The organism is Bacillus sp. UNC322MFChir4.1 (assembly GCF_000746135.1).
Classification (GTDB): domain Bacteria; phylum Bacillota; class Bacilli; order Bacillales; family Bacillaceae_G; genus Bacillus_A.
Genome location: NZ_KN050813.1, coordinates 124,469 through 147,883, shown reverse-complemented (window position 1 = coordinate 147,883; position 23,415 = coordinate 124,469). Strand labels below are relative to the sequence as shown.

At 38.6% G+C, this 23,415-nt stretch carries 20 protein-coding genes, 2 pseudogenes and 1 riboswitch; of the genes and pseudogenes, 19 read left to right on the top strand and 3 right to left on the bottom strand.

What is annotated here, in order from left to right:
- The 14 genes and pseudogenes from BR72_RS23710 to BR72_RS23645 all read left to right on the top strand — a co-directional run.
- Positions 1-298, top strand: a pseudogene (locus tag BR72_RS23710) (RNA-guided endonuclease InsQ/TnpB family protein); the annotation flags it as partial.
- Positions 299-492: 194 nt separating this feature from the next.
- Positions 493-594, top strand: a riboswitch (purine riboswitch).
- Positions 595-704: 110 nt separating this feature from the next.
- Positions 705-1,190, top strand: coding sequence for a 5-(carboxyamino)imidazole ribonucleotide mutase (purE, locus tag BR72_RS23705; protein ID WP_035437784.1), 486 nt, complete (start codon positions 705-707; stop codon positions 1,188-1,190).
- Positions 1,187-2,338 (top strand): 5-(carboxyamino)imidazole ribonucleotide synthase, encoded by a 1,152-nt coding sequence (purK, locus tag BR72_RS23700; protein ID WP_035437782.1) that lies wholly within the window; start codon positions 1,187-1,189, stop codon positions 2,336-2,338. The genes purE and purK overlap by 4 nt, the downstream gene beginning before the upstream one ends.
- Positions 2,335-3,636, top strand: coding sequence for an adenylosuccinate lyase (purB, locus tag BR72_RS23695; protein WP_035437781.1), 1,302 nt, complete (start codon positions 2,335-2,337; stop codon positions 3,634-3,636). Before purK ends, purB begins: the two co-directional genes overlap by 4 nt.
- 94 nt (positions 3,637-3,730) lie before the next feature.
- Positions 3,731-4,450: a phosphoribosylaminoimidazolesuccinocarboxamide synthase gene (gene purC / locus BR72_RS23690; protein ID WP_035437780.1), complete on the top strand. Its 720-nt coding sequence runs from the start codon at positions 3,731-3,733 to the stop codon at positions 4,448-4,450.
- Entirely contained in the window at positions 4,443-4,697 is a 255-nt protein-coding gene (gene purS, locus BR72_RS23685; RefSeq protein ID WP_035437779.1) for a phosphoribosylformylglycinamidine synthase subunit PurS, read from the top strand. Before purC ends, purS begins: the two co-directional genes overlap by 8 nt.
- Positions 4,694-5,377 carry a phosphoribosylformylglycinamidine synthase subunit PurQ gene (gene purQ, locus BR72_RS23680; protein ID WP_035437778.1) on the top strand — a complete coding sequence of 228 codons (684 nt, stop codon included), beginning with the start codon at positions 4,694-4,696 and terminating at the stop codon, positions 5,375-5,377. Before purS ends, purQ begins: the two co-directional genes overlap by 4 nt.
- A complete protein-coding gene (gene purL, locus BR72_RS23675; RefSeq protein ID WP_035437777.1) occupies positions 5,361-7,580 on the top strand; it encodes a phosphoribosylformylglycinamidine synthase subunit PurL in 2,220 nt (739 codons plus the stop codon). The genes purQ and purL overlap by 17 nt, the downstream gene beginning before the upstream one ends.
- Positions 7,565-8,980 (top strand): amidophosphoribosyltransferase, encoded by a 1,416-nt coding sequence (purF, locus tag BR72_RS23670; RefSeq protein WP_035437776.1) that lies wholly within the window; start codon positions 7,565-7,567, stop codon positions 8,978-8,980. The genes purL and purF overlap by 16 nt, the downstream gene beginning before the upstream one ends.
- A 116-nt stretch (positions 8,981-9,096) precedes the next feature.
- Positions 9,097-10,137: a phosphoribosylformylglycinamidine cyclo-ligase gene (gene purM, locus BR72_RS23665; protein WP_035437775.1), complete on the top strand. Its 1,041-nt coding sequence runs from the start codon at positions 9,097-9,099 to the stop codon at positions 10,135-10,137.
- On the top strand, positions 10,134-10,712 hold the full coding sequence (gene purN, locus BR72_RS23660; protein WP_035437774.1) for a phosphoribosylglycinamide formyltransferase: 579 nt from the start codon (positions 10,134-10,136) through the stop codon (positions 10,710-10,712). The genes purM and purN overlap by 4 nt, the downstream gene beginning before the upstream one ends.
- Positions 10,713-10,748: 36 nt before the next feature.
- Positions 10,749-12,284, top strand: a complete 1,536-nt coding sequence (gene purH / locus BR72_RS23655) for a bifunctional phosphoribosylaminoimidazolecarboxamide formyltransferase/IMP cyclohydrolase (RefSeq protein ID WP_035437773.1) — start codon at positions 10,749-10,751, stop codon at positions 12,282-12,284.
- A 198-nt stretch (positions 12,285-12,482) separates the two neighbouring features.
- Positions 12,483-13,748, top strand: a complete 1,266-nt coding sequence (gene purD, locus BR72_RS23650; RefSeq protein ID WP_035437772.1) for a phosphoribosylamine--glycine ligase — start codon at positions 12,483-12,485, stop codon at positions 13,746-13,748.
- 190 nt (positions 13,749-13,938) lie between these two features.
- Positions 13,939-14,268, top strand: a pseudogene (locus BR72_RS23645) (amino acid permease); the annotation flags it as partial.
- A gap of 41 nt (positions 14,269-14,309) precedes the next feature.
- Here the strand turns inward: BR72_RS23645 and BR72_RS26080 are convergent.
- The 3 genes from BR72_RS26080 to BR72_RS23630 all read right to left on the bottom strand — a co-directional run bounded on the left by BR72_RS26080 (position 14,310) and on the right by BR72_RS23630 (position 15,917).
- Positions 14,310-14,474, bottom strand: coding sequence for a type II toxin-antitoxin system antitoxin (locus BR72_RS26080; protein WP_035437770.1), 165 nt, complete (start codon positions 14,472-14,474; stop codon positions 14,310-14,312).
- Positions 14,475-14,488: 14 nt separating this feature from the next.
- Positions 14,489-15,334, bottom strand: a complete 846-nt coding sequence (locus tag BR72_RS23635) for an SPFH domain-containing protein (protein WP_035437769.1) — start codon at positions 15,332-15,334, stop codon at positions 14,489-14,491.
- Positions 15,335-15,533: 199 nt separating this feature from the next.
- Complete coding sequence (locus BR72_RS23630; RefSeq protein WP_035437768.1) at positions 15,534-15,917, bottom strand: YgaP family membrane protein; 384 nt, start codon at positions 15,915-15,917, stop codon at positions 15,534-15,536.
- A 193-nt stretch (positions 15,918-16,110) separates the two neighbouring features.
- Between BR72_RS23630 and BR72_RS23625 the strand changes: the two genes are divergently transcribed.
- The 5 genes from BR72_RS23625 to BR72_RS23605 all read left to right on the top strand — a co-directional run bounded on the left by BR72_RS23625 (position 16,111) and on the right by BR72_RS23605 (position 23,288).
- Positions 16,111-16,800, top strand: a complete 690-nt coding sequence (locus BR72_RS23625) for a heptaprenylglyceryl phosphate synthase (RefSeq protein ID WP_035437767.1) — start codon at positions 16,111-16,113, stop codon at positions 16,798-16,800.
- A gap of 12 nt (positions 16,801-16,812) precedes the next feature.
- Positions 16,813-19,041 carry a DNA helicase PcrA gene (pcrA, locus tag BR72_RS23620; RefSeq protein ID WP_035437766.1) on the top strand — a complete coding sequence of 743 codons (2,229 nt, stop codon included), beginning with the start codon at positions 16,813-16,815 and terminating at the stop codon, positions 19,039-19,041.
- A gap of 15 nt (positions 19,042-19,056) precedes the next feature.
- Positions 19,057-21,066 carry an NAD-dependent DNA ligase LigA gene (gene ligA / locus BR72_RS23615; RefSeq protein ID WP_035437765.1) on the top strand — a complete coding sequence of 670 codons (2,010 nt, stop codon included), beginning with the start codon at positions 19,057-19,059 and terminating at the stop codon, positions 21,064-21,066.
- A 16-nt stretch (positions 21,067-21,082) separates the two neighbouring features.
- A complete protein-coding gene (locus BR72_RS23610; protein ID WP_035437764.1) occupies positions 21,083-22,258 on the top strand; it encodes a CamS family sex pheromone protein in 1,176 nt (391 codons plus the stop codon).
- 259 nt (positions 22,259-22,517) lie between these two features.
- Positions 22,518-23,288 carry a TSUP family transporter gene (locus BR72_RS23605; RefSeq protein WP_035437763.1) on the top strand — a complete coding sequence of 257 codons (771 nt, stop codon included), beginning with the start codon at positions 22,518-22,520 and terminating at the stop codon, positions 23,286-23,288.
- The last annotated feature ends 127 nt before the right edge of the window (positions 23,289-23,415 follow it).

Genomic DNA, 23,415 nt, shown 5'->3' with positions numbered 1-23,415 from the left:
TGCGGTAGGTATTCAAGTTGTAGTAACCGAGGAATCTTACACATCAAAAGCAAGTTTTCTAGATCATGACTTTATTCCAACGTATGGAACAAATGACCAAAATGCAACTTTTTCAGGCAAACGAATGAAGCGTGGTATGTATCGTTCTGCAAAAGGAATCGAAATCAACGCAGATGTAAATGCTGCGGCTAATATTTTACGAAAAGTAGTCCCGAATGCATGGACAAACGGGATAGAGGGGTTAGGCGTGGAACAGCTCGCTAGTGTGTTAACTCCACTGACGTTAATCGTCCGTTAGGTCGAAACGTTAGAAACTCCCACTTTAAGCTTTGCTAAGTGGGGGAGTATTCATTCTAAATCCCTTTCCTACTTGCATATACTTTCAATTTTTCTTTTGAATATAAGTAAAACACGAACGTTGTAATGCGATGGGCAAAAAACATTCGATTATTTATTGACATATTGAAATGACACCTGTTAATATAACGTTAGAAGCAATATTATATCGTACCTCATATAATCGCGGGGATATGGCCTGCAAGTCTCTACCTAACGACCGTTAATCGTTGGACTATGAGGGAAAGTCACTCGGTATTTTTCTATTCACATGAGATACTTATGCCTGAGTAGAGCACTTTCTCTCATAGTAAAAGGGGAAATGTTCTATATCAGGCTTTTTTTATTTGAATCGGGGGGATTCTAATATGAAACCACTAGTTGGAATCATTATGGGAAGCACGTCAGACTGGGAAACAATGAAGTATGCTTGTGAAATATTAGAAGAATTACGTATTCCGTATGAGAAGAAAGTTGTATCTGCTCATCGGACTCCAGATTATATGTTTGAATATGCAGAAACAGCTCGTGAACGTGGATTAAAAGTTATTATCGCTGGAGCAGGCGGAGCCGCTCATTTACCAGGAATGGTTGCTGCAAAGACAAATATTCCTGTTATTGGTGTTCCTGTTCAGTCGAAAGCGTTAAACGGTTTGGATTCATTACTATCTATTGTTCAAATGCCAGGAGGTGTACCAGTTGCGACTGTTGCAATTGGAAAAGCCGGGGCGACCAATGCAGGTTTACTTGCCGCACAAATATTAGGATCGTCTCACGATGATATATACGATGCATTAGAACTAAGACGAGAAGCAATTGAAAAAAATGTGCGAGAAGGTAGTGAACTGGAGTGATAAAAACGATCTTACCTGGACAAATAATTGGTATTATTGGCGGAGGACAGCTTGGCAGAATGATGGCAATTGCAGCAAAAGAGATGGGATATAAAATTGCTGTATTAGATCCAGTAAAGTCTTCGCCGTGTGCGCAAGTTGCTGACATTGAAATTGTGGCACCGTACGATGATTTGAAAGCGATTCAGCATTTAGCAGAGATAAGCGATGTTGTAACGTATGAATTTGAGAATATTGATTATAACTGCTTACAATGGCTTGAAAAACATGCATATTTACCGCAGGGTAGTCAGTTATTATATACAACACAAAACCGTTATACAGAGAAAAACGCAATCGTGAAAGCGGGTTTACCAGTAGCGCCGTACAGACTCGTTCAGAAGCAAGAAGACCTTTTAGATGCAATTGAAGAATTTTCCTTTCCTTGTGTGTTGAAGACGACAACAGGAGGCTATGATGGAAAAGGGCAAGTTGTACTAAAAAGTGAAGCTGATGCTCTGAAAGCGATGGAACTTGTCGATCAAGCTGAATGCATTTTAGAGAAGTGGGTTTTATTTGAAAAAGAAATTTCCGTCATTGTTACACGTAGTGTAAATGGTGAAACGAAAGTATTCCCAGTAGCCGAAAACATTCATGTAAATAACATTTTACACGAATCAATCGTACCGGCTCGTATTTCACATGTATTATCACAAAAAGGTATTCAATATGCAGAAAGATTAGCGGATGAATTAAAACTGGTGGGGACACTAGCGGTAGAGATGTTTGCTACAGCAGATGGTGACATTTATATCAATGAGTTAGCACCGAGACCGCATAATTCTGGGCACTATACAATTGATGCTTGTGAAATCAGTCAATTCGGACAACATATCCGAGCAATCTGTAATTTACCTCTTGGAGAAACATTTTTGTTAAAACCAGTTGTCATGGTAAACATTTTAGGCGAACATATAGAAGGAGTCCTAAAGCAAGTGAATAGATTAACCGGGTGTTACTTGCATTTATATGGTAAAGAAGAAGCAAAGCCGCAGCGTAAAATGGGGCACGTTAATATTTTAAATGATAAGATTGACGTTGCTTTAGAAAAAGCGCGGACGTTGCATATTTGGGACCATCAAGAACAACTGTTGGAGGGAAAAAGATGATTAGTCGTTATACACGCCCTGAAATGGGTGCGATTTGGACGGAAGAAAACAAATTTAAAGCATGGTTAGAAGTGGAAATCTTAGCTTGTGAAGCATGGGCTGAGCTTGGCGATATTCCGAAAGAAGATGTGAAAAAGCTTCGTGAACATGCATCTTTCGATATTGATCGTATTTATGAAATTGAACAAGAAACGCGTCATGATGTTGTAGCATTTACGCGTGCAGTATCTGAAACACCAACACTCGGTGAAGAACGTAAATGGGTACATTACGGTTTAACATCTACAGACGTAGTAGATACAGCTTTATCTTATATCTTAAAACAAGCAAATGAAATTCTACTAAACGACTTAGAAAATTTCATTACTATTTTAGCTAACAAAGCAAAAGAACATAAATACACAATTATGATGGGAAGAACGCACGGTGTTCATGCAGAACCAACAACATTTGGTTTAAAACTTGGTCTTTGGTATGAAGAAATGAAACGTAACTTAGAACGTTTTAAACAAGCAGCTGATACAGTTCGCGTTGGTAAATTGTCTGGTGCAGTTGGTACATTCGCGAACATTAATCCATTCGTAGAAAAATATGTTTGTGAAAACTTAGGGTTAGAAGCAGCGCCGATTTCAACACAAACATTGCAACGTGATCGTCATGCACATTACATGTCAACACTTGCATTAATCGCAACATCTATTGAGAAAATGGCAGTTGAAATTCGCGGCCTGCAAAAGAGTGAAACACGTGAAGTGGAAGAGTCTTTTGCGAAAGGACAAAAAGGTTCGTCTGCAATGCCACATAAACGTAATCCGATTGGATCTGAAAATATGACTGGTTTGGCTCGAGTTATCCGTGGTTACATGATGACTGCTTACGAGAATGTTCCATTATGGCATGAGCGTGATATTTCACATTCATCTGCGGAACGTATTATTTTACCAGATGCAACAATCGCATTAAATTACATGTTAAATCGCTTTGGTAATATCGTGAAAAACTTAACGGTATTCCCAGAAAACATGAAACGCAATATGACACGAACATATGGTTTAATTTACTCTCAGCGCGTAATGCTTACGTTAATCGACAAAGGTATGGTACGTGAAGAAGCTTATGATATCGTACAGCCTAAAGCGATGGAAGCATGGGAAACGCAAGTACAATTTAAAGAACTCGTAGAAGCTGACGAGCGTATTACAAGCAAGTTAACACAAGAAGAAATCAATGAATGTTTCAACTATGAACATCACATGCAACATGTTGATACAATTTTTGAACGTCTTGGATTGAACTAAGCTGATAATTTTATATGGCACAGAATCGTTTCGTTCTGTGCCATTCTTTATAAATATATTATTCACATTTTTCAAACTACAGGGGGCTTGCGAAATGCAAAAGCTAGAATTGCTGTATGAAGGTAAAGCAAAAAGAATTTATCGTACAGAAGCAGCAGATATGGTTTGGGTAGAGTACAAAGATAGTGCTACTGCTTTCAATGGGGAGAAAAAAGCGACGATTACAGGAAAAGGTCGTCTGAACAACGAGATTACAACTCTTTTATTCAGAAAGTTACAAGAAGTGGGAATTAAAACACACTTTGTTGAGAAAATATCAGAAACAGAACAAATCGTAAAAAAAGTAAGTATCGTTCCATTAGAAGTTGTCACAAGAAATGTGATTGCGGGTAGTCTTTCAAAACGATTAGGAATGGAAGAAGGTACTGTACTTACAGCACCAATCGTCGAACTTTACTACAAAGATGATGATTTAGGGGATCCTCTTGTAACAGAAGATCATATTCGTGTGTTAAACGTTGCAACGCCAGAGCAAGTAAGTATATTACGAGAAAAAGCTCTACAAATCAATCAAGTATTGATTGAGCATTTCGCAAGCTGTCGTGTAAGATTGATAGATTTTAAATTAGAGTTCGGTGTAACAGAAGAGGGAGAAATTTTATTAGCGGACGAGATTTCACCAGATACATGTCGTTTATGGGATGAAACGAGCAATGAAAAATTTGATAAAGATGTATTTCGCCGCGATCTTGGTAATTTAACAGATGCTTATGAAGAGATTTTAAAACGATTAGGGGGAGCTTCACATGTATAAAGTAAAGGTATATGTCACGTTAAGAGAAAGTGTATTAGATCCACAAGGAACAGCGGTAAAAGGAGCACTTCATAGTCTTTCCTTTACAGAAGTACAAGATGTTCGTATTGGTAAATATATGGAACTAGCAATTGATAAATCAGTTACAGATATTGGTGCAATGGTAAAAGAAATGTGCGAAAAATTATTAACGAACGTAGTGATTGAAGACTATCGCTATGAAGTTGAGGAGGTTGTCGCGCAGTGAAATTTGCCGTAATCGTTTTTCCAGGTTCGAACTGTGACGTAGATATGTTTCATGCAATTAAAGATGAGCTTGGCCAAGATGTAGACTACGTTTGGCATAGTGAAGAAAACTTAGATCAGTACGATGCAATTTTACTACCAGGTGGTTTCTCTTACGGCGATTACCTTCGCTGCGGCGCGATTTCTCGTTTTGCAAATGCAATGAAAGGTGTACAAAAAGCAGCTGAAGCAGGAAAACCAATCTTAGGCGTATGTAACGGATTTCAAGTTTTAGTAGAGGCCGGCCTATTGCCTGGTGCATTAATTCGCAATAAAAACTTAAAATTCATGTGCCGTACTGCTGCGCTTCGTGTTGAAAATAATACAACGATGTTTACATCGCAATATGAGAAAGATGAAGTAATCGATATTCCGATTGCTCATGGTGAAGGAAACTACTATTGTGATGAAGCGACATTGAAACAGTTAGAAGAAAATAATCAAATTGTCTTTCGTTATGTAGAGAATCCAAACGGAAGCGTTTCAGATATTGCAGGGATTGTAAATAAGCAAGGAAATGTACTTGGTATGATGCCGCATCCAGAGCGTGCTGTTGATGATTTACTTGGAGGAGCGGATGGTCTAAAAGTATTTCAATCTATTTTGAAACATTGGAGGGAAACATATGTCGTTACTGCTTGAACCAAATCCAACTCAAATTAAAGAAGAACGCATTTATGCGGAAATGGGATTAACAGACGAAGAGTTTGCCATGGTTGAAAAGATTTTAGGACGTCTGCCAAACTATACAGAAACAGGATTGTTCTCTGTTATGTGGTCGGAGCATTGTAGCTATAAAAATTCAAAGCCAGTTCTTCGTAAGTTTCCAACGACTGGTGAACGTGTATTGCAGGGACCTGGTGAAGGCGCTGGAATCGTAGATATCGGTGATAATCAAGCGGTAGTATTTAAAATGGAAAGTCATAACCATCCATCTGCAATTGAACCATATCAAGGTGCAGCGACAGGGGTTGGCGGTATTATCCGTGATGTGTTTTCTATGGGAGCACGCCCAATTGCTATGTTAAATTCACTTCGCTTCGGTGAACTACAATCACCACGCGTAAAATATTTATTTGAAGAAGTTGTAGCGGGTATTGCAGGATACGGTAATTGCATCGGTATTCCAACTGTTGGCGGAGAAGTACAGTTCGACCCATGCTATGAAGGAAATCCGCTTGTAAACGCAATGTGCGTTGGGTTAATTAACCATGAAGATATTAAAAAAGGGCAAGCGCACGGTGCTGGTAATACAGTTATGTATGTTGGTGCATCAACAGGACGCGATGGTATTCACGGAGCAACGTTTGCATCAGAGGAGCTATCTGAGGATTCCGATGCAAAACGCCCAGCGGTGCAAGTAGGCGATCCGTTTATGGAGAAGTTGTTAATTGAAGCATGTTTAGAGCTAATTCAATCTGATGCACTTGTCGGTATTCAAGATATGGGAGCAGCAGGTTTAACATCATCTTCTGCAGAGATGGCAAGTAAAGCAGGTATGGGTATTGAAATGTATTTAGACGATGTACCGCAGCGTGAAACAGGCATGACACCATACGAGATGATGCTTTCTGAATCACAAGAACGTATGTTAATCGTCGTGAAAAAAGGTAGAGAACAAGAGATTGTAGAGCTATTTGAAAAATATGATCTTGCAGCAGTGGTAATGGGAAAAGTAACAGAAGATAAAATGCTTCGTTTATTCCATAAAGGAGCAATGGTTGCAGAAGTGCCAGCTGATGCATTAGCAGAAGAAGCACCTGTTTATCATAAGCCTTCAAAAGAAGCAGCGTATTTTGCAGAGTTCCAACAAATGAAGATGGAAGCGCCAAAAGTCGAGAATTATAAAGAAACGTTACTATCTTTATTGCAACAACCAACGATTGCAAGTAAAGAGTGGGTATATGATCAATACGATTACCAAGTACGCACAAGCACAATTGTTACACCAGGGTCTGACGCAGCGGTTGTTCGTGTACGCGGAACAAATAAAGCATTAGCAATGACAACGGATTGTAACTCTCGCTACATTTATTTAGACCCAGAAGTAGGCGGGAAAATTGCTGTAGCAGAAGCAGCTCGTAATATTGTATGTTCTGGCGGTGAGCCACTTGCAATTACAGATTGCTTAAACTTCGGTAACCCTGAAAAGCCAGAAATCTTCTGGCAAATTGAGAAATCAGTAGATGGTATGAGTGAAGCGTGCCGCACGTTACATACACCTGTTATTGGTGGGAACGTATCAATGTACAATGAACGCAGCGGTGAAGCAGTATACCCAACACCAACTGTTGGTATGGTTGGGCTTGTACATGATGTAAAGCATGTAACAACGCAAGAGTTTAAGCAAGCTGGTGATCTCGTTTATGTAATCGGTGAAACGAAAGCTGAGTTTGGTGGTAGTGAATTGCAAAAGATGGTGCATGGAAAAATTTTCGGTCAGGCACCAAGTATCGATTTAGAAGTAGAAGAAAAACGTCAAAAGCAATTGTTAGCAGCGATTCAAGAAGGAATTGTACAATCAGCGCATGACGTTGCAGAAGGCGGCTTAGCAGTTGCGTTTGCAGAAAGTGCAATGGGAGCAAAGGGACTCGGCGCAGATGTGAAGTTAGCTGGAGAAGCGACAGCGATGTTATTTGCAGAATCACAATCTCGCTTTGTTGTTACAGTAAAACGCGAGCAAAAAGAAGCGTTTGAAAATATGGTAGACGCACTTTATGTTGGGGAAGTAACAACTACAAATCAATTAACAATTTGCAATGAAGAAAATGAAGTGTTGCTTACAGCGGATGTTGATGAAATGAGAACGGCTTGGAAAGGGGCTATTCCATGCTTAATGAAATAAAGGGGCTAAATGAAGAATGCGGCGTTTTCGGAATTTGGGGGCATGAAAATGCAGCACAAGTTACGTATTATGGATTGCATAGCTTACAGCACCGTGGGCAAGAAGGCGCGGGCATTGTTGTAAATAATGAGGAGAAAATCGTTGGTCATAGAGGGCTTGGTTTAATATCAGAAGTGTTTTCACGCGGTGAGTTAGATGGTTTAAACGGGAAATCGGCGATTGGACACGTTCGTTATGCGACAGCAGGCGGAGCTGAAGTTGCGAATGTTCAACCATTGTTGTTCCGCTTTTCGGATCATAGTATGGCATTAGCGCATAATGGTAATTTAATTAATGCGAAAATGCTTCGCCGTGAATTAGAGGCAGAGGGAAGTATTTTTCAAACAAGTTCGGATACAGAAGTATTACTTCATTTAATTAAACGCAATACAAAAGGTACATTAATTGAAAGTGTAAAAGATGCATTAAATAAAGTAAAAGGTGCGTTTGCCTATTTATTATTAACAGGAAACGAAATGATTGTTGCATTGGATCCAAATGGATTCCGTCCGCTTTCGATTGGAAAGATGGGAGATGCATACGTTGTCGCATCTGAAACATGTGCCTTTGATGTTGTTGGAGCAACATACATCCGTGATGTAGAGCCGGGAGAATTACTTATCATTAATGATGAAGGAATTCAGGTAGATCGTTTTACAAATGATGTAGAACATGCCATTTGCAGCATGGAGTACATTTACTTTGCTCGCCCTGATTCAAACATTGCTGGCGTTAACGTCCATGCAGCACGTAAAAATATGGGGAAATTGTTAGCAAAGGAAGCACCGGTTGAAGCAGATGTCGTAACAGGTGTACCTGATTCTAGTATTTCAGCGGCTATCGGTTATGCAGAAGCAACTGGAATTCCTTATGAGTTAGGGTTAATTAAAAATCGTTACGTTGGACGTACGTTTATTCAACCTTCTCAAGAACTGCGTGAACAAGGGGTAAAAATGAAACTTTCAGCAGTACGCGGTGTTGTTGAAGGAAAACGTGTTGTTATGATTGACGACTCGATTGTGCGTGGTACAACAAGCAAGCGAATTGTTCGTATGCTGCGCGAGGCTGGGGCAACAGAAGTGCACGTAAGAATTGCTTCGCCGCCTCTTAAGTATCCGTGCTTCTATGGAATTGACATTCAAACAAGAAAAGAATTAATCGCAGCAAATCATTCAATAGAAGAAATCCGTGAAATCATTGGAGCAGATTCTTTAACATTTTTAAGTGAAGAGAGCTTAATTGATGCAATTGGCCGCCCGTATGAAGGGAAATATGGCGGTTTATGTATGGCTTATTTTAATGGGGATTATCCGACGGCGCTTTATGATTATGAGCAAGAGCTTTTAGCAAGTATGAAATAAAGAAAAATATAGCAGCTTCTACTATAGGCTGTGTAGGAGCTCGCTTTTTCTTACAGTCACTGCCCTGTAGACGGGAGAAATTCTTTCAGTATAAAAAGACGAGGTGTATAGAAACGATGGCGAATGCATATAAGCAAGCAGGAGTAGATATTGAAGCTGGATATGAAGCGGTATCTCGCATGAAAAAACACGTGCAAACAACGATGAGAAAAGAAGTGTTAGGCGGGTTAGGCGGTTTTGGAGGGATGTTTGATCTTTCAAAATTTGCATTAGAAGAGCCGGTATTAGTATCTGGAACAGATGGTGTAGGGACAAAATTAATGCTCGCTTTCATGATGGATAAGCATCACACAATTGGTATCGATGCAGTGGCAATGTGTGTAAATGACATTGTTGTGCAAGGGGCAGAGCCGCTCTTTTTCCTTGATTATATTGCTTGTGGTAAAGCGGAACCTAGTAAAATTGAAAACATCGTCAAAGGAATTGCAGAAGGATGCCGTCAGGCTGGTTGTTCTTTAATCGGCGGGGAAACAGCTGAAATGCCAGGGATGTATTCTGAGGAAGAATACGATTTAGCTGGTTTTACAGTTGGTATTGTTGATAAAAAGAAGATTGTTACGGGACAATCTATCGAAGAGAATCAAGTATTAATCGGGCTTGCTTCTAGCGGAATTCATAGTAATGGTTATTCTCTTGTTCGTAAAGTGCTATTAGAAGATGGGAAGCTTTCACTTGATCGTATTTATGGTCGTTTAGAACTACCACTTGGTGAAGAGTTATTAAAACCAACAAAAATTTACGTCAAACCTATTTTAGAACTATTGAAGAAATATAACGTAACTGGTATGGCTCACGTTACTGGCGGCGGGTTTATTGAAAATATTCCGCGTATGTTGCCAGAAGGTATCGGAGCACAAATTGAACTTGGTTCTTGGTCAGTTCACCCAATTTTTGATTTACTGCAAGAAGTTGGTCAATTAAAGAAAGAAGAAATGTTCAATATTTTTAACATGGGTATTGGTATGGTAGTAGCGGTCAAAGAAGAAGATGCAGAAGGTGCTATGAAGCTTTTAGAAGAACAAGGGGAGACAGCTCGTATCATCGGACGCACTGTGAAAGGTTTAGGTGTTACTTTTGCTGGAGGAGCAGCATTATGAGCCGATTAGCAATTTTTGCTTCAGGAAGCGGTTCTAATTTCCAGGCGCTTGCGGATGCAGTAGAAGCTGGAAGATTAGATGCACAGCTTAGTTTGCTTGTATGTGATCAGCCGGGTGCACGTGTTATCGAGCGCGCAAATAATCATCATGTTCCGTGCTTTTCCTTTTCAGCGAAAGCGTATGAATCAAAGGAAGCATTCGAACAAGAAATAGTAAAGAAACTGCAAGAATACGAGATTGATTGGATTATTTTAGCGGGGTATATGCGTTTAATTGGTCCGACATTACTAACTGCTTATGAAGGGAGAATTGTTAATATTCATCCGTCATTATTGCCAAGCTTTCCTGGGAAAGATGCAGTTGGACAAGTAATTGAGGCTGGTGTGAAAGTAACCGGTGTAACGATCCATTACGTTGATGCAGGAATGGACACTGGGCCAATTATTGCACAAGAGGCAGTAGCAGTTTCGGAAGATGATACGCGAGAAAGTTTACAAAAGAAAATTCAACTTGTCGAACATAGATTGTACGTGGATACGGTGAAATCTTTATTACATTCTAAAGTAAAGTCATAAGAGCAGCAATTCAATACAACTAGGGGTGGAGAATAAATGAAAAAGCGTGCATTAGTAAGTGTTTCAAATAAAGCTGGAGTTGTAGAGTTCGTAAAAGGATTACTTGAGCAAGGTATTGAGGTTATTTCAACAGGCGGAACAAAAAAATTACTAGAAGAAAACGGCTTACAAGTAATTGGTATTTCTGAAGTAACAGGTTTTCCGGAAATTATGGACGGTCGTGTGAAAACATTACATCCAAACATTCACGGTGGACTTCTTGCTGTACGTGATAACGCAGTGCATATGTCCCAAATGAATGAACTTGGCATTCAGCCGATTGATTTTGTTGTTGTAAACTTATATCCATTTAAAGAAACAATTGCAAAGCCAGATGTGACATTTATTGATGCAATTGAAAATATTGATATCGGCGGCCCGACAATGATTCGATCTGCTGCGAAAAACCATGAGTTCGTAACAGTTATTGTGGATCCAACAGATTACAATGTTGTATTAGGAGAGTTAAAGGAAAGCGGAGAAGTTTTAAAAGAAACAAAACGTAAATTAGCAGCGAAAGTATTCCGCCATACAGCGGCATATGATGCATTAATCTCAAACTATTTAACAGAGCAAACAGGAGAAGAGAGCCCTGAAACGTTAACGGTTACGTTTGAGAAAAAACAAGACTTACGTTACGGCGAAAATCCGCATCAAAAAGCAACATTTTATAAAGCGCCATTTGCAGCAGTTTCTTCTGTTGCTTATGCAAAACAACTACATGGAAAAGAATTATCTTATAACAATATCAATGACGCAGATGCAGCTCTTAGCATCGTGAAAGAATTTACAGAACCAGCAGTTGTAGCGATAAAACATATGAACCCGTGCGGCGTTGGTGTTGGTACGGATATTCATGAAGCATACACACGTGCTTACGAAGCGGATCCAGTATCAATTTTTGGCGGCATTATTGCGGCAAATCGTGAAATTGATAAAGCTACTGCAGAAAAACTGCATGAAATTTTCTTAGAGATCATTATTGCACCTTCTTTCTCAGAAGAAGCTTTAGAAGTGCTGCAAAGTAAGAAAAATTTACGTCTGTTAACTGTTGATATCGCGAAAGCAGAATCAGCAAGTAAAAAACTAACATCAGTACAAGGTGGTTTACTTGTACAAGAAGAAGATACATTATCATTAGATGAAGATGCAGTAACAATTCCGACAAAACGTGAACCAACAGAGCAAGAATGGAACGATTTAAAACTAGCTTGGAAAGTTGTAAAACACGTAAAATCAAATGCAATTGTTCTAGCAAAAGATAATATGACAATCGGTGTTGGTGCAGGGCAAATGAACCGCGTTGGCTCAGCGAAAATTGCCATTACACAAGCGGACGAGAAAGCACAAGGTAGCGCACTTGCATCTGATGCATTCTTCCCAATGCCAGATACAGTAGAAGAAGCGGCTAAAGCTGGCATTACAGCAATCATTCAACCAGGCGGATCCATTCGTGATGAAGAATCCATTCAAAAAGCAGACGAGTATGGCATTACGATGGTGTTCACTGGTGTACGTCATTTCAAACATTAATTGAGAAAGAAAGGAGATGACCAAAAGTCCACTTTTGGGTCATCTTCTTCTACTTTTGAATAGGGTCCAGCTCGTGTCGAAGCGCCGGTATATGTTAAAAAACGGTCGATATATTGTGAAAGCCGCCGATAAATGCACTATTTCCGCCGATATATCGCGAGGGGACAGGATATTAACTTGAATAATGGAGGATGAAATATGAATGTTTTAGTAATCGGCCGCGGTGGACGTGAGCACGCGTTAGCATGGAAATTCGCAGGGTCAAAGCAAGTAGAAACTGTATATGTAGCGCCGGGAAATGAAGGGATGAAAGATGTCGCAACACCTGTAGCAATCGATGAAAATGATTTTGACGCGCTTATTGCTTTTGCGAAAGAAAATAACGTTGGTTTAACGTTTGTTGGTCCAGAAATTCCGCTTATGAACGGAATTGTTGATCGTTTTGAAGAAGAAGGTCTTCGCGTTTTTGGTCCGAATAAAGCGGCAGCTGTGATTGAGGGAAGTAAAGCTTTTACGAAAGAGCTTATGAAAAAATATGATATTCCAACAGCGGCATATGAGACATTTACAAATTATGAAGAAGCGGTAGCATACATTGAAAAAGTCGGCGCCCCAATCGTTATTAAAGCGGACGGTTTAGCCGCTGGTAAAGGTGTAACAGTTGCTATGACGCTAGAAGAAGCATTGCAAGCTGTAAAAGAGATGCTGCAAGACGTGAAGTTTGGAGAAGCGAGCAAAAAAGTGGTTATTGAAGAGTTTTTAGATGGACAAGAGTTTTCGCTTATGGCATTTGTTAACGGAACAACTGTATACCCAATGGTTATTGCGCAAGATCATAAACGTGCTTTTGATGGGGATAAAGGACCAAATACAGGAGGAATGGGTGCTTATTCTCCAGTACCGCAAATTCCAGAATCAGCAGTAGAACAAGCAATTGAGACGATTTTACATCCAACTGCGGAGGCAATGATACAAGAAGGACGTTCATTCACAGGTATTTTATATGCTGGGCTCATTTTAACAAACGAGGGACCAAAAGTAATTGAATTCAATGCGCGCTTTGGTGACCCAGAAACAGAAGTAATCTTACCTCGTTTAGAGAGTGATTTAGTGGATGTATGTAACCACGTATTAGATGGAAAAGAGCTTGTTTTAGAGTGGTCTGAAGAAGCAGTAATTGGTGTTGTACTAGCTTCAGAAGGATATCCAGAAAGCTACAAAAAAGGCGCAGTCATTAAAGGCTTAGAAACGTTAGAAGATGTAATTGTATTTCATGCCGGAACAGATGTGTTGGATGGAGAATTTGTAACAAATGGCGGTCGTGTGTTGTTTGTTGCTTGTAAGGCGAAAGATTTACAAGAGGCGCAAGATAAGGTGTATAAAGAAATCACGAAAATTGAGAGTGATGGTTTATTTTATCGAAGTGATATAGGGTACCGCGCAATTGCGAAAGTAGATTGCTAGAAGAGGCTGTCACAAAAAGTTTCACTTTTCGGTATGATTCAGCTCAGCGGATCGACTGATTGTATGTCGAATATCGTCGAGGGGTCTTTATATCGTGTCGAAGCGCCGATATATTGTGAAAAGCGCTGATATATTTTAAAAAGTGGTCGATATATCGGGAAAAGCGCCGATATATTGCAAAGAACGGTCGATAACGGGATTTTTAACATGGATTGGAATCGCGATTTGTCATTATAGATTTCGTAAAGCATATGTGGCACAAGGGAGAGACTTAAATGAACTGAAATTTAAGGCGAAATGGTATCCGTTTGGCCCGCTGTTTACATTAGTATTATGCGTCATCGTTATTATTGGACAAGGAAGTGAATTAGTTTCTGGGGGTACGATTAACTGGTATGGACTGCTCGTATCTTACATTAGTGTGCCAGTGTTTATTATTCTTTGGTTAGGTTATAAATTTATTAAAAAGACGAAGGTTGTTCCGCTACAAGAGTGTGACTTTAGTCGAGATGATTTGTGAGATAAAGCTTAGAAAGGAAAAAGAGTCCTACTCATAAAAAGTTAGGACTCTTTCTCTTTTTTTATTTTCCCTTTTTGCTTTGCCATCTCGCGAAGTAAATACTCAATATGAGCATTTACACTTCGAAATTCGTCGTTTGCCCATTTTTCAATAACTGCGTACAATTCGGGATCGATTCGTAGTGGAAAGCTTTTCTTTTTAGCCATGATTACCTACAACCTTAGTAGAGACTTCCTGTATTAATAACTGGTTGCGCCCCTTTATCGGAAACAATTGCAACTAGTAAGTTATTGACCATATTTGCTTTTCTTTCGTCATCTAACTCAAGTACACCTTCTTCATCTAGCTTTTGAATCGAGTCTTTCGCCATTTGTACGGCACCTTCGACAATTTCTTTTCTTGCAGCTAATACTGCTTTTGCTTGTTGACGTTGAAGCATTGCATGAGCAATTTCAGTTGCGTAAGCTAAGTGCGTTAAACGAGTTTCGATTACTTCTACGCCTGCAATTTCTAAGCGTGCTTCTAATTCTCGTTTTAACTCTTCGGAAATTTCTTCTGAGTTTCCGCGCAATGTAACGATGTTGTCACCTTGGAAATTATCATACGGATATTTCGTTGCTACGTGGCGAATTGCTGTTTCGCTTTGAATTTCTACGAAGGCATCATAATGTTCGACACCAAAGATTGCTTTTGCGGAATCAACGACTTTGTATACAACAACAGCTGCAATTTCAATTGGATTCCCATCGACATCATTTACTTTTAATTTTTGACTATTAAAGTTTTCCACGCGTAGTGAAACCGTTTGGCGAAATGAAAATGGAACCGTTAAAAACAGGCCGCTTTCACGAATGGTTCCTAAATAGTTACCGAAAAATGTAATTACTTTCGCTTGGTTTGGCTGAACAGTGCCAATGCTACTTGCGAGGATTGATGCTAATAAAAAAGAGGGAATACCAATAACAAATAGTTCATTAATAAGACTTAATAAACCAACCCCAACTAAAACTAGAACTGCAAGTAGTCCTAAAAATCCATTGACATGAAATACTTGTTTTTCTTTCATGATCTCGCCTCCTCTTGATATAAAAATGATATCACTTTTATATCAAAGATGGCAATGGGGTTTTGTTATAATTTTCGAAAAAAATAAAAATTACATAAATAGAACATTAGTTCTTATTTGTGGTAAAATAAAAGAAAACTTAGCCGCCCACTGCAGCAGCTAAGTTTCTTTGAGAGCATCTTGCATGTTGACAAATGATTCAAAGCGGTTTGGACAGAAGAGCTTTTTCAAGCTCAGCCTCGATTTCCTTATCAGAAGCATCATAACTTCCATGGCTTGTCGCCTCACCTTTGTGAGAAGTATGAGGTGCTTCTTGTTTATTAGACTGTCCATTCTTCATAAAATCCATGCCTGGCATTTTTAAATTAGAGATGTTCATATATTTACTGAGCTTGCATGCTTCTACAATAGGACAGAAACGAATGATGCCTTCTGCGATTCTCATTGCCCCAACCCAAAGCATAATTTTTGACCAAATACACCGTGGTTTTCTTACAAGCTTTGCAGTGCTGCAGCTAAGCAGAACAAAACCAATTGTAATGCGAATAAGAGCATTTATTATGCCGATGTTTTGCTTGACCAAGACATTCACTCCTTTTCATCAGCTTTGAAATAGATTATCCATTTCAAGAGTTATTTTTCCTTGGTTGCTTTTTCTATATACAATCCAACATTTGACGTAAAAAAGATGTTGCATGGAACGTGTGTCAGCACCTTATTTTTTGTTATAATGAAAGAATGTGCAAAGACGATTAGAGAAAAGAAAGGGTGTTTTCATGTACGATATTTCACAGTGGAAACATGTATTTAAACTTGATCCGAATAAGGAGTTAAGTGATGAACATTTAGAGCTTATTTGTGAATCAGGAACGGACGCTGTTATTGTTGGCGGAAGTGACGGAATTACAATTGATAATGTATTACAAATGCTAGTAAGCATTCGTAGATATGCAGTTCCTTGTGTATTAGAAGTTTCAACGCTGGATTCGATTACACCAGGATTCGATTTTTATTACATCCCAAGTGTGTTAAATAGTCAAAAGGTAGAATGGGTAACAGGCCTTCACCATGCGGCATTGAAAGAATTTGGGGATATTATGAACTGGGATGAAATTTTCATGCAAGGATATTGTGTGTTAAACCAAGAAGCGAAAGTAGCAAAGTTAACGGAAGCAAATTGTGAACTATCAGAAGACGATGTGATTGCATATGCGCGTATGGCGGATAAACTTCTTCATTTACCAATCTTCTATTTAGAATACAGCGGTACGTATGGAGATGCGCAGCTTGTAAGAAAAGTGAAAGCTGAGCTGCAAAGTGCAACATTATATTATGGCGGCGGAATTGCAAATGCAGACCAAGCGGAGGAAATGGCACAATATGCGGATACAGTTGTCGTTGGAAATTTAGTTTATGAAGATATAAAGAAAGCTTTAGCAACAGTAAAAGCTGTAAAAGGAGAGTAGGTGACCGAATACATGAGTAAAACAGAAAAATTATTAACAGGATTAAATCCGCAGCAACAAAAAGCTGTACAAGCAACGTCTGGTCCATTGTTACTTATGGCGGGAGCAGGTAGTGGTAAGACGCGTGTGTTAACGCACCGCATTGCTTATTTACTTGGCGAAAAAGGTGTTGCACCGTGGAATATACTTGCGATTACGTTTACAAATAAAGCGGCGCGTGAAATGCGTGAGCGTATTGATAAACTTGTTGGTCCTGAAGCAGAGGATATTTGGATTTCAACCTTCCACTCTATGTGTGTGCGTATTTTACGACGAGATATTGATCGCATTGGTATTAATCGTAACTTTACGATTTTAGATGCAAGTGATCAATTAACAGTTGTGAAAAAAATTATGAAAGAGCGCAACATTGATCCGAAGAAATTTGAACCGCGTTCTATTCTTGCGGGAATTAGCAATGCGAAAAATGAATTGTTATCTCCAGAAAAATATGCGAAAAAAATTACAATTGCAGATCCATATGAAAAGCTGACGAGCGATGTATATACAGAATACCAAAAGCGTCTTCTTAAAAATAATGCACTTGATTTTGATGATTTAATTATGACGACTATTCAATTATTTGAACGTGTGCCAGAAGTGCTTGAGTTTTATCAGCGTAAATTCCAATATATTCATGTTGATGAGTATCAAGATACGAACCGTGCTCAGTACATTCTTGTTAATCAATTAGCAGCACGTTTTAAAAATCTTTGTGTAGTTGGTGACTCGGATCAATCGATTTATCGTTGGCGCGGAGCGGATATTTCAAATATCTTGTCATTTGAAAAGGATTATGACAATGCACAGGTTATTTTATTAGAACAAAACTACCGTTCATCAAAAAATATTTTACATGCGGCGAATGCGGTTATTGAAAATAATGCAAATCGTAAACCGAAGAAGTTATGGACGGATAATCAAGTGGGAAGTAAAATTTCTTATTACCGCGCTGCAACTGAAAAAGATGAAGCATTTTTTATTGCGAAAAAGATTCGTGATGAAATTCAAATGGGAAATCGAAAGTATACAGATTTTGCAGTACTATATCGTACGAATGCCCAGTCCCGTATGGTCGAGGAGATTTTCTTGAAATCAAATATTCCATACAAAATCGTTGGCGGTATTAAGTTCTATGACCGCAAAGAGATTAAAGATATGTTGGCGTATTTGCGTTTAATTGCAAACCCGGACGATGAAATTAGCTTTGCACGTATTATTAATGTGCCAAAACGTGGTGTCGGAGCAACATCTATTGATAAAATTATTAATTATGGTGTGCAAAATGGTCTTTCATTAACAGCTGTATTAGATGAAATTGAGCATGTCGGTGTAAGTGCAAAAATTGCAAAGACAGTAGCAGAATTTGCAAAGCAGCTTCATAATTGGGTAAACATGCAAGAATATTTATCGGTAACAGAACTTGTAGAAGAAGTGTTAGAAAAAACAGGTTACCGTGATGCGCTGAAAAATGAACGTACGTTAGAATCAGAGGGGCGTTTAGAAAACTTAGATGAATTTTTATCTGTTACACAAACGTTTGAATCACAAAGTGAAGACAAGAGTCTTGTTGCGTTCTTAACCGATTTAGCACTTGTTGCTGACATTGATCGTGTGGATGAAGATCCAACTGCTGGTGAAGAAGTCATTTTAATGACGATGCACTCTGCAAAAGGATTAGAATTCCCTGTTGTTTTCATTTTAGGATTAGAAGAAGGGATTTTCCCGCATACTCGTTCTTTAATGGAAGAGGATGAAATGCAAGAAGAACGTCGTTTAGCCTATGTAGGGATCACTCGTGCCGAAGAAGAGCTGTACGTAACGAATGCTCAAATGCGAACGATATTTGGTAGAACGAGCATGAATAAAGAATCACGCTTCATCTCGGAAATTCCTGAGGAGCTTATTGAAATACTTCATGAAGTAAAACCAAAGCGCGAAACTTTTAGTGCAAAATCTAAGCCTACAACGCCAACAACAGTTCGTGCCCGTTCAGCGGTTATTCGTCCAGCTACGAAAACAACAGGCGGTGAGCAAATTGGCTGGTCAGTTGGCGATAAAGCATCCCATCAAAAATGGGGGATTGGCACTGTTGTGAGTGTGAAAGGTGAAGGCGATGGGAAAGAATTAGACATCGCGTTCCCAAGTCCAATTGGCATTAAACGATTAATGGCTAAATTTGCGCCAGTGACGAAAGTGTAAGAAAGGAATGAGGTCATGTCGAAAGAAGCAGCACAAAAGCGTATTGAAGAGCTTCGTGACATTTTAAATAAACTTAATTATGAGTATCACGTGCTAGATCAGCCATCTGTATCAGATGCAGAGTATGATCGTCATATGCAAGAGTTAATTAAATTAGAAACAGAACATCCGGAATTTTTTACAGAAGACTCGCCAACCGTTCGTGTTGGCGGAGAGATTCTTGATATTTTTGAGAAAGTAACACATAAATCCCCGATGTTAAGTTTAGGGAATGCTTTTAATGAAGGTGATTTACGTGATTTTGATCGCAAGGTACGTCAAGGAATTGACGATCAAAATGTAAGATATGTGTGTGAATTAAAAATTGACGGACTGGCGGTTTCCCTTCATTATGAAAAAGGACGCTTCATTCAAGGAGCAACTCGTGGTGATGGTGCAACGGGTGAGGATATTACGCAAAATTTAAAAACGATTAAAGCGATTCCTCTGCGTTTAACAGAAGAAATGACGCTAGAAGCGCGCGGAGAAGCGTACATGCCGAAACGTTCATTTGTGAAATTAAATGAAGAAAAAGAGCAGAACGGAGAAGCAGTCTTTGCGAATCCACGAAATGCAGCTGCGGGTTCATTGCGTCAATTAGATCCAAAAATTGCAGCGAAGCGTAATTTATCTTTATTTGTATATGGGCTTACTGATTTAGAAGGAAAGACGATCGCATCGCATAGTGAATCGTTAAACCTTTTAGGAGAGCTTGGATTTAAAACAAACCCGAATCGCCGAGTTTGCGAAACAATTGATGAAGTCATTGATTACGTGCAAGAGTGGCAAGAAAAACGTCCGCATCTTGATTACGAAATTGATGGTATTGTTATTAAAGTAGACGATGTATCAATTCAAGAAAGCTTAGGAACAACAGCAAAAAGTCCAAGATGGGCCATTGCATATAAATTCCCAGCTGAAGAAGTTGTTACAAAACTGACGGGTATTGAACTAAGCGTTGGACGTACAGGTGTTGTAACCCCAACTGCTGAGTTAGAACCAGTACGCGTGGCAGGAACGATTGTCCGCCGTGCTTCCTTACACAACGAAGATTTAATTCGTGAAAAGGATATTCGCATCGGTGATTATGTTGTTGTAAAGAAAGCGGGAGACATCATTCCTGAAGTTGTAAATGTGATTGTAGACCGCCGTACAGGTGAAGAAGAAGAATTTTATATGCCAACGCATTGCCCAGCATGTGAGAGTGAACTTGTACGTTTAGAAGAAGAGGTTGCGCTTCGTTGTATTAATCCAGCATGTCCTGCACAAATTCGAGAAGGATTAATTCACTTTGTATCACGTAATGCGATGAATATTGACGGATTAGGCGAACGGGTAATTACGCAGTTGTTTGATGCAGATTATATTCGTACATTTGCAGATCTTTATACATTAACGAAAGAACAGTTATTACAACTAGAACGTTTTGGAGAAAAATCTGCTTCAAATTTAGTACAAGCGATTGAAGCTTCCAAAGATAATTCATTAGAGCGTTTATTGTTCGGTCTTGGTATTCGTCACGTTGGAGCAAAGGCCGCTCGTACGTTAGCGGAACATTATGAAACGATGGATCACATCGTGAACGCTACAGAAGAAGAGCTGACAACTATTAATGAGATTGGCGAAAAAATGACGCAATCGATCGTTACGTATTTTGATAATGAAGATGTACAAGAACTATTACAACAATTTAAGTCATATGGTGTAAACATGACTTATAAAGGGATAAAACGAGCAGATTTAGAAAACATCGAGTCTTATTTTGCAGGAAAAACGGTTGTGTTAACAGGAAAGCTAGAAGTGATGGGCCGAAGTGAAGCGAAAAAGAAAATTGAGGCGCTTGGCGGGAAAGTCACAGGCAGTGTAAGTAAAAGTACAGACTTAGTCGTTGCAGGAGAAGCTGCTGGTTCTAAGTTAGCGCAAGCACAAAAACATAACGTTGAGATTTGGGATGAAGCGAGGTTCTTACAAGAGCTCAATAATTAAGAGGTGCAAAGTTACCATGAAAAAAGTGATATTAGCAGCGTTAAGCCTTGGATTACTTCTTAGTGGATGTAGTATAGGGCCAAAAAAAGAACAAAAAATTGTAGAAAAAGGGAATTCGAAAGATAAATCAATTATTTCGAAATACTCGATTTCTGATGATTATTATAAAACGGCAGTTCCATTTGAAAAAGGATCGGCACGAGGGTTAGCTGTGAAAGGACTAAATAGCCGTTTAGATGTTGATGAATTTGAAACAGGATTAATGCGCATTGCGCAAGAATCATATAGTACGAAAGATTATATATTTCAAGGTGGAAAGTATTTAGATAAAGATACGATACAAGCATTGATTGAGAGAAAACGTACACCTGAGCAGCAAAATAATTTAGAAAAAGTGTTGAAGAAGAGGTTACCGAATGGTTTAAATCCAGAACTACCACCAGGAGAACCGGAAACACTAGAAGCAAGAAATCAAAAGAGTCCAATGTATTTATCGCAAATTTTAGAACAAGATTACTTGAAAATAAAAGATGAGAATCAAGCAGAATTAGGCGGAATTGTTATTGGTCTTGCGATGAATTCCGTTCATTATTTTACAGAACAACACGGCTATCCGCGTGAACAAAAAATTGATGATAAAACATTGCTAGAAGAAGGGAAAAAAATGGCGCAAGAAATCCTGCCACTTCTACGCAAGAAAGATGAATTGAAAAATGTTCCAATTACTTTTGCAATCTACAAGCAGGAATCGAAATCTTCACTTGTACCAGGTTCTTTCTTATCGTATTCAAAAGTTGATAAAGGCAGCGATAAAGTAGAAGATTGGAAAGCGTTAGACGAAAAGTATTATTTATTCCCTTCTAATGACGCAGAAACGAATTATCGTGACGATGCAACAAATGTAAAGAACTTCAATGCGAAAATAGCGGAGTATTTTACAGGTGATTATACTGCAGTTGTAGGCAGAGGATTTTATAAAGACGGTCAATTAAAAGAATTGAAGCTTGAAATTCCAGTTCAGTTTAGTGGAAAGGCAGAGGTCATTGGATTTACACAATACGTAACCGGGGCTGTTATGGATTTCCCTAATTATATTAAAGTACAAGTTACAATTAAATCTGTAGACCGTCCAGAAGCAATTATTATTCGCGACGTGAAACAAGATAAGCCATTTGTTCAAGTGTTAGATTAAGAAAAGTCGTTCCTTTTATGAGGAACGGCTTTTTGTCTATAAATCCATTGTATATAAGGCACTGCTATGTAAAACATAACGTGATTTGCGCTCGCTTTTTAAACATGGCATGTGGCAGAAAATAGGCCCTAACCGCTTCTATACATGGCCAGTCGCTCTCGCCCACCTAAAAGAAAGGTGTTTTTATTATTTGTATAGTGAAAATTTTGTTATAATTTTTAATGTTGTTATATAAAAAGGGGATCGAGGGAAAGTACAGATGGAAGATTTAAGTTTGCAGGTCATTATACTACTTATTGCTTTTGGTTTTTTAGCATCATTTATTGATTCTATTGTTGGAGGAGGCGGCTTAATTTCGCTTCCGGCACTTATGTTTATAGGTTTACCGCCAGCTTCAGCAATCGCAACAAATAAGTTGGCGGCAACAATGGGTTCATTTACGAGTACAATGTATTTTATTCGTTCTAAAAAAGTAGATTTTCGCATTGTAGGGAAACTCATTCCATTCACAATCGTTGGGGCAGTTGCAGGTGCATTTGTTGTAAAGTTCATTCCACCGGATGTGATGCGTCCTCTTGTATTAGTTTTACTCGTATTAATTGCTATTTATATTATTGTAAAAAAAGATTGGGGTAGTGTATCTACTTATAAAAAAATGACGAAGGGAAAAACATTTTTATTTTATCTAGTCATTTTGATTATTGGATTTTATGATGGTTTTTTTGGACCAGGCACAGGTTCATTTTTAATTTTTGCATTTTTATTAATTGGTTTGGATTTTATCCGCGCGGCTGCCGCAGGTCGAATTTTAAATTTTGTTAGCAATATTGTATCGTTGATTACATTTTTATTTTTAGGTGCAATTCAATTTAAATATGGCTTAATTATGGGTGTATCTATGGTTGCAGGTGCATATTTCGGTTCGAGATTTGCTGTTGAAAAGGGTGTAGGATATGTGCGTATTTTATTTTTGGCAGTAACAATTTTATTAATTGGAAAGAATTTTTGGGAATATATCCATATTTCATAACATGATGCATATGCATCATGTTGTTTTTTTATTTATTATATTTAAAAAATTTTTTAATTTTAAAAATATAAGTCTAAGAATATTTGAACAAATCGAAATTATCGTGTAGAATAATATTGTATTTAAT